This window comes from Streptomyces sp. NPDC025651 (assembly GCF_055558735.1).
Genome location: NZ_JBVHLZ010000020.1, coordinates 107535 through 119524, shown reverse-complemented (window position 1 = coordinate 119524; position 11990 = coordinate 107535). Strand labels below are relative to the sequence as shown.

Here is an 11990-nt window from a genome sequence, read left to right as displayed (position 1 = left end):
CATGAGTCACATCAGGCCCGCCTCTCCCAGGGAGGCGGGGCTTAATCTGTTGTTAACTCAGCGTAGCTTGATCGTACTTGACCGTAGTCGCTCGTAGCGGTTGACTTCTCGTTCGCCATCCCCCGCATCGTCCTCGACGCGAGAGCGATCCCTTGACTACATCGCCTGCTGAGACCTCCGACCTGCTCACACCTCTCGATCTGGCCTTCTGGAACATCGAGACCGCCGAGCACCCCATGCACCTCGGGGCGCTCGGCGTCTTCGAGTCCGACGGGCCCGGCGCGGCGGAGCGCGCCGTCGAGCTCCTCGCGGACCGCGCGGCGGCCGTGCCGGGACTTCGCATGCGCATACGTTCCGTCTGGCTTCCCGTGGGCGGCGCGACGCGCGTGCCCGTGCCCGCCTTCGACCCGCTGGAGCACGTGCGGCTCTCGGCGCCCGTCGCGGACTTCCACGCCGCTGCGGGGGAGCTCATGCAGCGGCAGCTGGACCGCGAGCGGCCGCCCTGGGAGGCCCATGTGCTGCCCGGCGCCGACGGCACGTCCTTCGCGGTGCTGTTCAAGTTCCACCACGCGCTCGCCGACGGGCTGCGCGCGCTGACGCTCGGCGCGGCCCTCCTCGACCCCGTCGACCTGCCCGCGTCCCGGCAGCGCCCGCAGGCCCCCGCGGCATCCCGGTGGTCCGTCCCCGACCCGCGCCGACTGCCCGGCCTCGTGCGCGGCGCCGTCGCGGAGGTCGGCCAGGCCCTCGGCATCGGCTCCTCCGTGGCGCGCGCCACCCTGGGGGCGCGCTCCTGCGCCGCCTTCACCTCGGCCGCCACGGGCACCCGGCGTACCGCAGGGGTCGTCCTCGACCTCGACGAGGTGCACCAGGTGCGCAAGGCCGTGGGCGGCACCGTCAACGACGTGGTGATCGCCGTGGTCGCCGGAGCCCTGCGCCGCTGGCTCGACGAGCGCGGCGACTGCAGCGAGGGCGTCGAGCCGCGCGCCCTGGTCCCCGTGTCGCGGCGCCGCCCGCGCTCCGCGCAGCCGCCGGGCAACCGGCTCTCCGGGTATCTCGTCCGGCTGCCGGTCAGCGACGAGGACCCGCTGGTCAGGCTGCGCCGCGTGCGCGCCGCCATGGACCGCAACAAGGAGGCGGGCCCCGAGCGGGGCGCGGGGGCCGTGGCACTGCTCGCCGAGCACGTGCATCCGCTCGGGCACAGGATCGGCGGGCCCGTCGTCGCGCAGGCCGCCCGGCTGCTCTTCGACATCCTCGTCACCAGCGTCCCGCTGCCGGGGATCGCGCTGCGGCTCGGCGGCTGCCCGCTGGCCGAGGTGTACCCCTTCGCGCCGCTCGCCCGGGGGCAGTCCCTGGCCGTCGCCGTCTCCACCTACCGGGGCAGGGTGCACTACGGCCTGGTCGCCGACGCCGCCGCCGTACCCGATCTGGAGCTCCTCGCGCAGTGCGTACGGCACGAGATCGACGGCCTCGTGGCGGTGTGCGCCCGGGGCGCGGGTTTGGTGACGGGGCCCGCCGCTACGTAAAGTTGCGCTTTTGGAGCTTCCGCGGACGACCAGATGCGCCGCGGCACGGAATGACGCGAGGACAGCGGCGATGACGGTGACAGACGACAGCCAGGAAGGCCCCGTCGAGTACGGGCCCGGCATCGACCCGGACCGTCTCGCCGTCTGCCTCAGCGTGCTCGACGAGCTGGACAAGCTGGAGGTGGACCACCCGGACGCGATCGCGGTGCGCCGCGCGACGGCGGGGATCTACCGGACGGTGAAGCAGCGCCGCCGCCAGGAGCGCCGCGCCGCCAAGACCGCCCACGACAAGGCCGTCACGGAGGCCACCGCCACCGGCTCCGCGCAGCGCATCGACGACGAGACCGAGGGCCTGCTGCCCTCCTCGCAGACGGAGGAGGGCCGGATCGCGGGGATACTCCAGCGCCCGCGCTCCTGCTACACCTGCAAGACCAGGTACGTGGAAGTCGACTACTTCTACCACCAGCTCTGTCCGGACTGCGCCCGCCTGAACCGGTCCAAGCGCGACGCCCGCGCCGACCTCACCGGCAAGCGCGCCCTGCTCACCGGCGGCCGCGCCAAGATCGGCATGTACATCGCGCTGCGCCTGCTGCGTGACGGTGCCCACACCACCATCACGACGCGGTTCCCCAAGGACGCCATCCGCCGCTTCAAGGCGATGGACGACTCGGCGGACTGGCTGCACCGGCTTGAGGTCGTCGGCATCGACCTGCGCGACCCGGCCCAGTCCGTCGCGCTCGCCGAGCGGGTCACCGAGGCCGGGCCGCTGGACATCCTGATCAACAACGCGACGCAGACCGTGCGCCGGTTGCCCTCCGCGTACGCCGCCCTGGTCGACGGCGAGAGCGCGCCGCTGCCCGCCGGGGAGCTGCCCGCCCACTCCGTGATCGGCGCCTTCAACTCCGGCGCGGTGGACGGTCTGGCCGCGCTGCCGGTCGGCACCAGCGGCCTGGAGGCGCAGCAGGTCGCCGACCTCGCGCTGGTCGCGGGCAACGCCAGCGTCGCCCGGCACCTGGACGGCACCGCGATCGACGCGGGCGGCCTGGTCCCGGACGTCGTCGACAGCAACACGTGGGTGCAGACCATCGAGCAGATCTCCCCCGTGGAGCTCCTCGAGACCCAGCTGTGCAACTACACCTCGCCGTTCATCCTGATCAGCGCGCTGCGCTCGGCCATGGCCGACGCCGCGAAGAAGGCGGCGAGCGGCCGCGCGTACGTCGTCAACGTCTCCGCGATGGAGGGCGTCTTCGGCCGCGGCTACAAGGGCGCGGGCCACCCGAACACGAACGCCGCGAAGGCCGCGATGAACATGGTCACGCGGACCAGCGCCCAGGAGATGTTCCAGACCGACGGCATCCTCATGACCTCGGTGGACACCGGCTGGATCACCGACGAGCGCCCGCACTACGACAAGCTGCGCCTGGCCGAGGAGGGCTTCCACGCCCCGCTCGACCTGATCGACGGCGCCGCCCGCGTCTACGACCCGGTCGTGCGCGGCGAGGCGGGCGAGGACCTGTACGGCGTCTTCCTGAAGGACTACGCGCCGGGCAAGTGGTAGCGGCGGGGGCCGAGGGTTCCTGAAGGGGGCGGTGGGTCCTCGACGGGGACGGTATGGGCCCTCAGCGGGGGCGGTAGGCCCTCAGCGGGTGTCGGGGCCCGTCGTGCGCAGGTGGTGCTCGTGCATCGCGTACGACGGGCCCTTTCCCGTGGGTGAAGGGCGTTCTCCCGTGTGCGAGGGGCGGCCGCTTCCCGTCCGGGCCGCGCGGGCCCGTGTGCCGCCGTCCACGACCGGGTCCGTCCCCGTGACCCAGGCGGCCCCGTCCGAGACCGGCCACGGCACGGCACGGCACGGCCCGCGCCACGCCCTCGGGCTCACCGATGCGTCCGAGCGGGAGCCCGGCTGACGGGAGAGATGCGGCAGGGCCGCCGTGCTCCGACATCCGGGCCTGCCAGGCGAGTTGGGGCAGACGCGGGGCGGCGTCGACGGTCACGGCGTTGTTGACGAGGACGTCGAGCCGCCCGCCGGGCCGACCGCTTTCGCGCCAGTCGCACGGAGTGCGTCCACCGCGGCCCGCACCCCTTCGGCGTCACGCGCGGTGACGACGAGCCGGTGGCCGGCCCGGGCGAGGGCCCTGGCGGCGGCGAACCCGGTCCCGCGGGAGCCGCCGGTCACCGACGCCACTCCTGGCGTAGCCGTCTTCTGCCCTGCCTGGTCCGTCATTGTCCGGAATCAACCCCTGTCTTTGGAGCCCCATCGAGCGCGGGTCCGCTCATTTGGTTAACCTGAGGCGAACGGGTAGCCACCAGGGAGCCACAAGCCTCCCTCGGCCGCCCCGGGACAGGCCGGCACCACGGCCGCGGTCCCGCCAGAGACGGCGCCACCGCGACCGAACTGCCCTGACTTGTCCCTCCGTTACGCGACACAAAGGAGTGCGCGGTGACACCAGATCTGACGAAGCACGAAAAGCGACCGGCGGAACGCGGCGGCGAACGGGCCGGGAGGCCCCAGAAGCTCCGCAACCTGGAGGCGTGGGCCAAGGCGGCCCCGATCCGCCTGGCCGGCTACGAGGACGACCTCGCCGAGCCGCACATCCTCCCCGGCATCGACTGACCGGGCACACCCCCGGCATCGGTCCGGCCCGGTTCCCGGTCCGCTTCGCCACGCGCCCCCGACCTTCGACGGCGGGGGCGCAGGTGTGAGCGGGGCCTTTCGCGGGACCCCGCCGCAGCGCCTCATTCATCCGATGGGTCCGTGTGAGTTCACGCGGAGCAAAGGGGTGCGTGGCCGCAGGAATGTCCAAGTCCCTGTGGCGCGCGATGCATTGACACCTCTGTGGGGCGCTTGAATCATCGGACCTCATGACCGAACTGCGTTCGTTCTCCCTGCCCCGCCGCCGGTTTCCTCGCATCGCCGGTGCGCTCGCGGCGCTCGTCCTGGTGGCGGCGCCGGTCCCGGGCGCCGCCGCCGAGGAAGCCCCGCCGGGCGCGCCCCGCACCGTCCCCGCCCTCACCGACTGGACGCCCGCCGAAGGCAGTTACCGCTACGGGCCCGGTACCCGCCTCGTCGCGCGTGACCCCGACTCGCGCCGCGTCGCCGCCACGCTCGCCGACGACCTGAAGGCCGCGGGCAAGGGGCGCGTGCCCGTGGTGACGCGCGGTGCCGCGCGCGACGGGGACGTCGTGATCGACGTCGACCGGGCCCGGGAGTCGCTCGGCTCCGAGGGGTACGAGCTGCGCGCGGGTGACCGGCTGGAGATCACCGGTGCCCGCGAGGCCGGTGCCTTCTACGGCACCCGGACCCTGCTCCAGCTCCTCTCCCAGGGCGACGGCGTCCCGGCCGGAAGCACCGTCGACGTGCCGCGCTACAAGGAGCGCGGCGTCGGCGTCTGCGCCTGCTACATCAACATCTCCACGCCCTGGCTGGAGAACCTCGTGCGCGACATGGCGTATCGAAAGCAGAACCAGCTGCTTCTCGAGCTCAAGGTGAAGAGCGAGCGGCACCCCGAGGCCAACTCCTGGGGCTACTACACCAGGAGCGAGATGCGCCGACTCGTCGCGCTCGGCGAGAAGTACCACGTCACGATCGTTCCGGAGATCAACTCCCCGGGCCACATGGACCCTTGGCTGGAGAAGCGGCCCGATCTCCAGCTCACCGACTCCGACGGCAAGGCCCAGCCCTCGCGCCTCGACGTCACCAAGGACGCGTCCTTCGCCTACTACACGAGCCTCGTCGACGAGTACGCCGAGGTCTTCCCCGCGACGTCCTGGCGCATGGGGGCCGACGAGTACATGCTCGGCTCCGACTTCGCCAAGTATCCGCACGTCCTGGAGTACGCGAAGGAGAAGTACGGCGAGCGCGCCACCCCGCAGGACGCCTTCATCGACTTCGTGAACCGCGTGCACGCCTACGTGCGGAGCAAGGGCAGGAGCCTGCGCGTCTGGAACGACGGACTCACCGGCGACCACACCGTCCCCGTCGCGCCCGGCACCACCGTCGAGCACTGGCTGGACGTGAAGACGAAGCCGAGCGAACTCATCGGCCAGGGCCACCCGTTGATGAACGCCGCCTACTCCCTCTACCTCGTGCGCGGCGGCTTCCACACCGACACCGAGAAGCTGTACGAGCAGCGGTGGGACCCGCGCAGCTTCGAGGGCGAGAAGCTCGCCACCGGCGACGGCGTCACCGGCGCGAAGATCAGCCTGTGGCCCGACAACGGCCGTGGCGAGACGGAGAACGAGGTCGCGGCCTCCATGGCGCTGCCGCTCGCCCACATCGCGCAGGTCACCTGGGGCGACGCCCACCCCGACGCGACGTACGGGGAGTTCGTGGAGCGCGCCACGTCCGTGGTGCACGCGCCAGGCCGGCGTGACCTGACGAAGGTCCCCGTCGCCGACGGGACGTACACCCTGCGCGACACCGAGGGCCGTGCCGAGCCCCTCGACGTCGAGGTGAAGCGCACCGCCGACGGGTACGTGACGCTCAGGTCCGCGGAGAGCGGCGCCTGTCTGGAGACCCGCGGCGGCAGGCTCACGCTCAACGTGCCGCTCCAGCCCGGCACGGCCGTGACCCAGGAGACCTGCGACGCCGCGAACACGCTGCAGCGCTGGCAGCTGACGGAGGTGCCCGGCGGCCACCGGCTCACCAACGCCGTCACACGCATGGCCGCGCACGTGACGCGGGACGGGCGGGTCGTGCAGTACCCGCGGGACCAACGCGCCCCGGCGGTCTGGAGGTTGGCCGCTTCCTGACCCCGGAACCCTCAGCCCTGACCCCGGCCCCCTGACCCCGGCCCCCGGACCCCGACCCCGGACCCTCTGACCGCGACCGGCTCCCGACTCCGACCGCCTCCTGGCCCCGACCCGAGGGAGACAGCACCTCCATGACCGTCAGCAGACGCCTCTTCATGGCCGCCGCCGTCACCACGGCCGTCGCCGCGTCGAACACTTCGCCCGCCGTGGCCGCCTCCGCCGTCCCCGCCGCCCGGACCGGTGGCGAGCGGCCGCCCCACCGCATCCCCGTCGGCCCCGGCGACTCGCCCGAGACCCTCGTCGCCAAGGCGGCCCGAGTCCGCCCCACCGCACGCCAGATCGCCTGGCAGAAGCTGGAACAGACCGCGTTCCTGCACTTCGGCGTGAACACCTTCACCGGGCTCGAATGGGGCACCGGCGACGAGGACCCGGACGTCTTCCGGCCGTCCGGCCTCGACACCGACCAGTGGGCGCGCGCCCTGCGCGACGGCGGCTTCAAGCTGGCCATCCTCACCGTCAAGCACCACGACGGCTTCGTCCTCTACCCGTCCCGCTACACCAAACACAGTGTGGCGAGCGGCAGTTGGCAGTCAGGAAAGGGTGACGTGCTGCGGTCCTTCGCCGACTCGATGCGGCGGCACGGCATCAAGGTCGGTGTGTACATCTCGCCCGCCGACGAGAACCAGTACCTCCACGGCGTCTACGCCAACGGCAGCAAGCGCTCCCCGCGCACCGTCCCCACCCTCGTGCCGGGCGACGACCGGGCGGGCGAGGACCCGCGCTCCTTCACGCTCGACGCCACCGACTACGGCGCCCACATGCTCAACCAGCTCTACGAAGTCCTCACCGAGTACGGCCCCGTCGACGAGGTGTGGTTCGACGGCGCGCAGGGCCGCATCCCGCCGGACAAGGTCGAGACGTACGACTGGGACAGCTGGTACACGCTGATCCGCGCGCTCGCCCCGGACGCCACCATGGCCGTGCGCGGCCCGGACGTGCGCTGGGTCGGCAACGAGGGCGGCCTGGCGCGCGAGAACGAGTGGAGCGTCGTCCCGGTCAAGGACTCCGGAAACGGCAGCATCGACTACGCCCTCAGGTACGACGCGCCCGACCAGGGCAGCCGCGAGGCGCTCGTCGAGGCGCGCTCCGTCGCCCGCTACCTGCAGTGGTGGCCCGCCGAGTGCGACGTGTCCATCAGGCCGGGCTGGTTCTACCACGAGGACCAACAGCCCAAGTCGGTCGAGCAGTTGACGGACATCTGGTTCCGGTCGGTCGGGCGCAACGCGGTGCTGCTGCTCAACATCCCGCCGGACGGGCGGGGCCTGTTGCCGGACGCGGACGTGGTCCGGCTGCGGGAGTTCCGCGAGCGCATCCGCAAGGAGCTGCCGAGGGACCTCGCGCGCGGCGCGCGGACCCGGCACGACTGCGCCGCCGGTACGGTCACCGTCGACCTCGGCAGGCCCCGCGAGGCCGACCGCATCCGCGTCGCCGAGGACATCCGGCACGGCCAGCAGCTGGAGCACGCGGTGATCGAGGCGCGGACCGGCGGCGGCTGGCGGACGGTGGCCGAGGTCGACACGGTGGGCGCGAGTCGTGTGCTGACCCTGGCGGAACCGGTCACGGCGCGACAGTGGCGGCTGCGCGTGACCCGATCGCGGCGGACGGCGCGGATCGCGGAGTTCGGCCTCTACCGGTCGGAGGTGTGAGGGGCTCCCGCTGATGAGGTGCTCACGTCGATGAGGTGCTCACGTCGACGAGGGGCCCGCGTCGACGAGGGGCCCGCGTTGACATGTGGGGGAGCGGGTGACTCTAATGGTGCTCGTGCCGCGTGGCGCCGACCAAAGAGCAGTGGGCAGGTCGGCGATCGGGCGAGCACCTTCACTCAAGGACGACGCCGATGCATACGTCGTGAGTTCACACCGCAGGGCTTTTGCCTGATCCGCGCGCCTTCGCGCGCTCCCGCCACGCCTCTCCCGCGTGGCATTCCCCCACCTTCACCGCGCCCGGCGCGGTCCTCGACACCCCGTACGGAGATTGCACACCGTCATGCCCACATCCTTCAACCAGTCCGTGATCGACGAGTTCCGCGCCAACGCGGGCAAGGTCGGCGGCCCCTTCGAGGGCGGCGACCTCCTCCTGCTCACCACCACCGGCGCGAGGTCGGGCAGGGAGCACACCACCCCGCTCGGCTACGTGCGCGACGGCGGCCTGCTCCTGGTCGTCGGGTCGAACCTCGGCGCGCCGCGGCACCCCGACTGGTACCACAACGTCCTGGCCCGCCCCGCGGTCCGCGTGGAGCTCGGCGACGAGGAGTTCGAGGCGATCGCCGTCCCCGCGGAGGGGGAGCGGCGCGACCGGCTCTTCGAGCGCGTGGTGGCCGCCGAGCCCGGCTACGGCGACTACCAGGCGCGGACCAGTCGCGTCCTGCCGGTCGTCGTCCTGGAACGCCCCGCGCACGAGGCCGGCATCCCTGCCGAGGCGGGCAACTTCGCGGACAAGATGGTGCAGGTGCACCGCTGGCTGCGCGGCCAGTTGCGGCACGTGCGGGACGAGACCGAGGCGCACTTCGCGGCGCTCGCCGCGCACCGGGGGCCGGGGGCGCCGCCGGCCCCCGGGCTCGGCCTGCAGATCCGGCAGCACTGCCTGGCGTTCTGCGACGCCCTGGAGTTCCACCACACCGGCGAGGACGCGCACCTCTTCCCGGCGATGGCGGGCCACCACCCCGAGTTGCGCGAGACCTTCGACCGGCTCGCCGACGAGCACCGGACCATCGCCCGCATCCAGGGCGAACTCGCCGCACTCCTCGCGGACGTCGGGAGTGCGGACCCCGAACGGTTCCGCACCGAACTCACCCGCATGTCACAGGAGTTGACGGCCCACCTCGACTACGAGGAGGAGTCGCTGCTGCCGATCCTCGCCGAGCTCCCGTGGCCTCCGGGGGCACCGACGCCCTGAAGGGGCGCGGGGAACTACGCGGCCAGCCGCGGCATGCCCGCGGTCGGGATGCGGCAGCGGGTGCGGAGCGCCTAGCTCCGCACCCTCCCCGTACTCTCCCGCTCGATGAGCCGCGGCAACGGCACCTGTACCGTCGCCGCCGGCCCGTCGTCCAGGAGGGCGAGCAGTTCCCGGGCCGCGGTGCGGCCGAACGCCACCGTGTCCCGGGACAGCGCCGTCAGCCACGGGTGCACCATGCGGCACAGCGCCGAGTCCTCCCAGGCGACGACCGAGACGTCGTCAGGGACCGCGAAGCCGAGGGATCTCGCGGCGGCGACACCGGCCACGGCCATCACGTCGTTGTCGTACACGAGCGCCGTCGGCGGCCGCGCGGACTCCAGGACCCGCCGGGTCACGGCGGCGCCCTCCGCGTCCGAGTAGTCCGTGGGCACCGAACGCACCCCGGACAGACCGCGGCTGTCCGCCTCCGCGCGCAGGGTGCGGATGCGGCGCTCGGTGTGCGCGAGGCCTTCGAGGCCCGCGATGTGCACGATGCGGCGGTGCCCCAGCGCGTGCAGATGGCCCACGACCGACGCCATCGCGCCCGCGTCGTCCGCCCACACCGTGGACAGGCCCGGATGGCCCGCCTCCGGATCGGGCACGCCCCCCGTCACCACGGCGGGCAGGCCCAGCTCGTCCAGGAGTGCGGGCCGCGGGTCGTCGGTGCGCGGGTCCACCACCAGGACGCCGTCCACCCGGTGCTCGGCCCACCAGCGGCGGTAGACCGCGCACTCGGCGGCCACGTCCTCCACCACCTGGAAGAGCAGCCCCAAGTGCCGCTCCGCGAGGACCTCCTGGATGCCCGAGATCAGCTGCAGGAAGAACGAGTCGACACCCAGCGTCGCCGCGGGGCGCGCCACCACCAGGCCCACCGTCGCCGAGCCCTCGCCGGACAGGGCGCGCGCCGCCGTGCTGGGCCGCCAGCCCAGCTGCTCCGCGACCCTGCGCACCCGGTCGCGGGTGACGTCGGAGACGCCGGGCCGGTCGTTGAGCGCGAAGGAGACGGCGCTCTCGGAGACCCCGGCGCGGCGCGCGATGTCCTTCATGGTCGGCCGGCGCGCCGGTGACCGCTTGCCTTGCACCCGTTGCCCCTTTCCTGGCTCTCCTGGCTCCCGGTTTCCTGGCCGCCGGATACTAATGCGCTTGAGCTGTCCGACCCTAAAGCGCATTAGTCACTTGCCGCAAGGCCTTCAACACACCGTTCTGACCTGGACAGTTGATGCTCCGGCTCGGGGGCCCTCATCGGGTATCACGGAAATTCGCACGCCCGAATCCATTGACTTCTCCCGGCCGTTCCATGCAGGGTCTGCCTCGGCGCGAATCGCCCGGCTTCGACGGTCGCGATCACCGCCGTCTCACGCTGGGCCGAGCAAAGGAGCCGTTTCACCGTGCGTATCTCCCGTACCCCCCGCAGAGCGGTCGCCGCAGGCGCCGTCCTCGCCGTCCTGCTGCCGTTGAGCGCCTGTGGCGACGGAGACGGCGGCGGCTCCACGGACGCGTCGGGGAAGATCGAAGGCAAGATCACCTTCCAGACCTGGAACCTCAAGGCCAACTTCAAGCCCTACTTCGAGGGCCTGGTCGACGAGTTCGAGAAGAAGTACCCCGGCACGGAGGTCGACTGGATCGACCAGCCGGGCGAGGGCTACGCCGACAAGATCAGCGCCGACGCCGCCGCGGGCACGCTCCCCGACGTCGTGAACGTCTCGCCCGACCTCGTCGCCCCGCTCGCCAAGGCGGGCCTCGCCCTCGACCTCGGCAAGGCCGCGGGCAGGTACGAGAAGGAGTACCTCCCCGGAGCCTGGAAGAGCCACCGGATACCGGGCATGGACGGAACGTACGCCTTCCCGTGGTACCTGAACACCGGCCCCCTCTTCTACAACAAGCGGCTGTTCAAGGACGCGGGCCTCGACGAGAACAAGCCCCCGAAGACGTTCGACGAGCTCTTCGGCCAGGCCCTGCAGATGTCGAGGAAGAGCGACGGAAAGATCGCCACGCTCGCCAACGTCCCGGCCATCGAGGACTTCGGGCGCTACGGCGTCCCCCTGATGAACAAGGAGGGCACCGGCTTCACCTTCAACGACGCCAAGGGCGTCGAACTCCTCACCGAGTACAAGAAGTTGTACGACGCCAAGGCGCTCGACGGCCAGGCGATGACCGCCACGCCGGAGTCGACGGGCAAGAAGTTCCTCACCGAGGCCGTCGCCATGAACCCGGGCAGCGCGCTCGACCTGGAGAAGTTCAAGAAGGACGCGCCGAAGCTCTACAAGAACATCGGCATCACCCCGCAGATCAGCAACACCGGCAAGGACAACATGTACGTGATGGGCGTGATGGTGAACGCCCGCACCAAGCAGACGCCGGCCGCCGTCGCCTTCGCGCACTTCGTCACCGACGCCGAGCACCAGATGGAGTTCGCCAAGCAGGTCGCGATCTTCCCGAGCACCGAAGGCTCCCTGGACGACCCGTACTTCACCGAGCAGGACGGCAAGGAGGAGACCCGGGTCCGCGTCGCCGCCGCCAAGTCCATCAAGACGGCGGTGAACTACACGCCCGTGCTCTTCAGCGAGCAGATGAAGGTCGAGCTGCGCAACTCCGTCGCCAAGGCCCTGCAGGGCAAGGAGAGCCCCGAGGAAGCACTTGACAACGCTGTCAAGAACTGTGACCGGCTGCTGAAGCAGAGCTGAGCGCGGGCGCCGTGCCGAGCCATGACCAGGGGACGTCAGC

General features: G+C 71.9%; 9 protein-coding genes. 7 read left to right on the top strand and 2 right to left on the bottom strand.

What is annotated here, in order from left to right:
- Positions 1 to 152 precede the first annotated feature (152 nt).
- Both ACZ4D5_RS41400 and ACZ4D5_RS41395 read left to right on the top strand, forming a co-directional pair.
- On the top strand, positions 153 to 1523 hold the full coding sequence (locus ACZ4D5_RS41400; protein ID WP_467777681.1) for a wax ester/triacylglycerol synthase family O-acyltransferase: 1371 nt from the start codon (positions 153 to 155) through the stop codon (positions 1521 to 1523).
- Positions 1524 to 1593: 70 nt separating this feature from the next.
- Positions 1594 to 3081, top strand: coding sequence for an SDR family NAD(P)-dependent oxidoreductase (locus ACZ4D5_RS41395; RefSeq protein WP_467777680.1), 1488 nt, complete (start codon positions 1594 to 1596; stop codon positions 3079 to 3081).
- Positions 3082 to 3510: 429 nt separating this feature from the next.
- Here ACZ4D5_RS41395 and ACZ4D5_RS41390 read toward each other — a convergent pair whose 3' ends face one another.
- Positions 3511 to 3744, bottom strand: coding sequence for an SDR family NAD(P)-dependent oxidoreductase (locus ACZ4D5_RS41390; protein ID WP_467777679.1), 234 nt, complete (start codon positions 3742 to 3744; stop codon positions 3511 to 3513).
- 216 nt (positions 3745 to 3960) lie between these two features.
- On the opposite strand from ACZ4D5_RS41390, the gene ACZ4D5_RS41385 reads away from it, so the two are divergent.
- The 4 genes from ACZ4D5_RS41385 (at position 3961) to ACZ4D5_RS41370 (ending at position 9227) form a co-directional block, all read left to right on the top strand.
- Entirely contained in the window at positions 3961 to 4134 is a 174-nt protein-coding gene (locus ACZ4D5_RS41385; protein WP_167355632.1) for a hypothetical protein, read from the top strand.
- 248 nt (positions 4135 to 4382) lie between these two features.
- Positions 4383 to 6272: a family 20 glycosylhydrolase gene (locus tag ACZ4D5_RS41380; protein WP_467777678.1), complete on the top strand. Its 1890-nt coding sequence runs from the start codon at positions 4383 to 4385 to the stop codon at positions 6270 to 6272.
- Positions 6273 to 6403: 131 nt separating this feature from the next.
- The gene (locus ACZ4D5_RS41375; RefSeq protein ID WP_467777677.1) at positions 6404 to 7978 is read left to right on the top strand and encodes an alpha-L-fucosidase; all 1575 of its coding nucleotides are present in this window, start codon (positions 6404 to 6406) and stop codon (positions 7976 to 7978) included.
- Positions 7979 to 8318: 340 nt separating this feature from the next.
- On the top strand, positions 8319 to 9227 hold the full coding sequence (locus tag ACZ4D5_RS41370) for a nitroreductase/quinone reductase family protein (protein ID WP_467777676.1): 909 nt from the start codon (positions 8319 to 8321) through the stop codon (positions 9225 to 9227).
- Positions 9228 to 9298: 71 nt separating this feature from the next.
- Here ACZ4D5_RS41370 and ACZ4D5_RS41365 read toward each other — a convergent pair whose 3' ends face one another.
- Positions 9299 to 10348, bottom strand: a complete 1050-nt coding sequence (locus tag ACZ4D5_RS41365) for a LacI family DNA-binding transcriptional regulator (protein ID WP_467777675.1) — start codon at positions 10346 to 10348, stop codon at positions 9299 to 9301.
- A gap of 306 nt (positions 10349 to 10654) precedes the next feature.
- On the opposite strand from ACZ4D5_RS41365, the gene ACZ4D5_RS41360 reads away from it, so the two are divergent.
- Positions 10655 to 11950 carry an extracellular solute-binding protein gene (locus ACZ4D5_RS41360; RefSeq protein WP_467777674.1) on the top strand — a complete coding sequence of 432 codons (1296 nt, stop codon included), beginning with the start codon at positions 10655 to 10657 and terminating at the stop codon, positions 11948 to 11950.
- Positions 11951 to 11990: the final 40 nt, after the last annotated feature.

What these genes read in the sequence shown, in the direction of transcription:
- ACZ4D5_RS41395 (WP_467777680.1), top strand. Translation starts at nt 1,594, where the DNA reads ATGACGGTGACAGACGACAGCCAGGAAGGCCCCGTCGAGTACGGGCCC.
- ACZ4D5_RS41390 (WP_467777679.1), bottom strand. Translation starts at nt 3,744, where the DNA reads ATGACGGACCAGGCAGGGCAGAAGACGGCTACGCCAGGAGTGGCGTCG.
- ACZ4D5_RS41380 (WP_467777678.1), top strand. Translation starts at nt 4,383, where the DNA reads ATGACCGAACTGCGTTCGTTCTCCCTGCCCCGCCGCCGGTTTCCTCGC.
- ACZ4D5_RS41375 (WP_467777677.1), top strand. Translation starts at nt 6,404, where the DNA reads ATGACCGTCAGCAGACGCCTCTTCATGGCCGCCGCCGTCACCACGGCC.
- ACZ4D5_RS41370 (WP_467777676.1), top strand. Translation starts at nt 8,319, where the DNA reads ATGCCCACATCCTTCAACCAGTCCGTGATCGACGAGTTCCGCGCCAAC.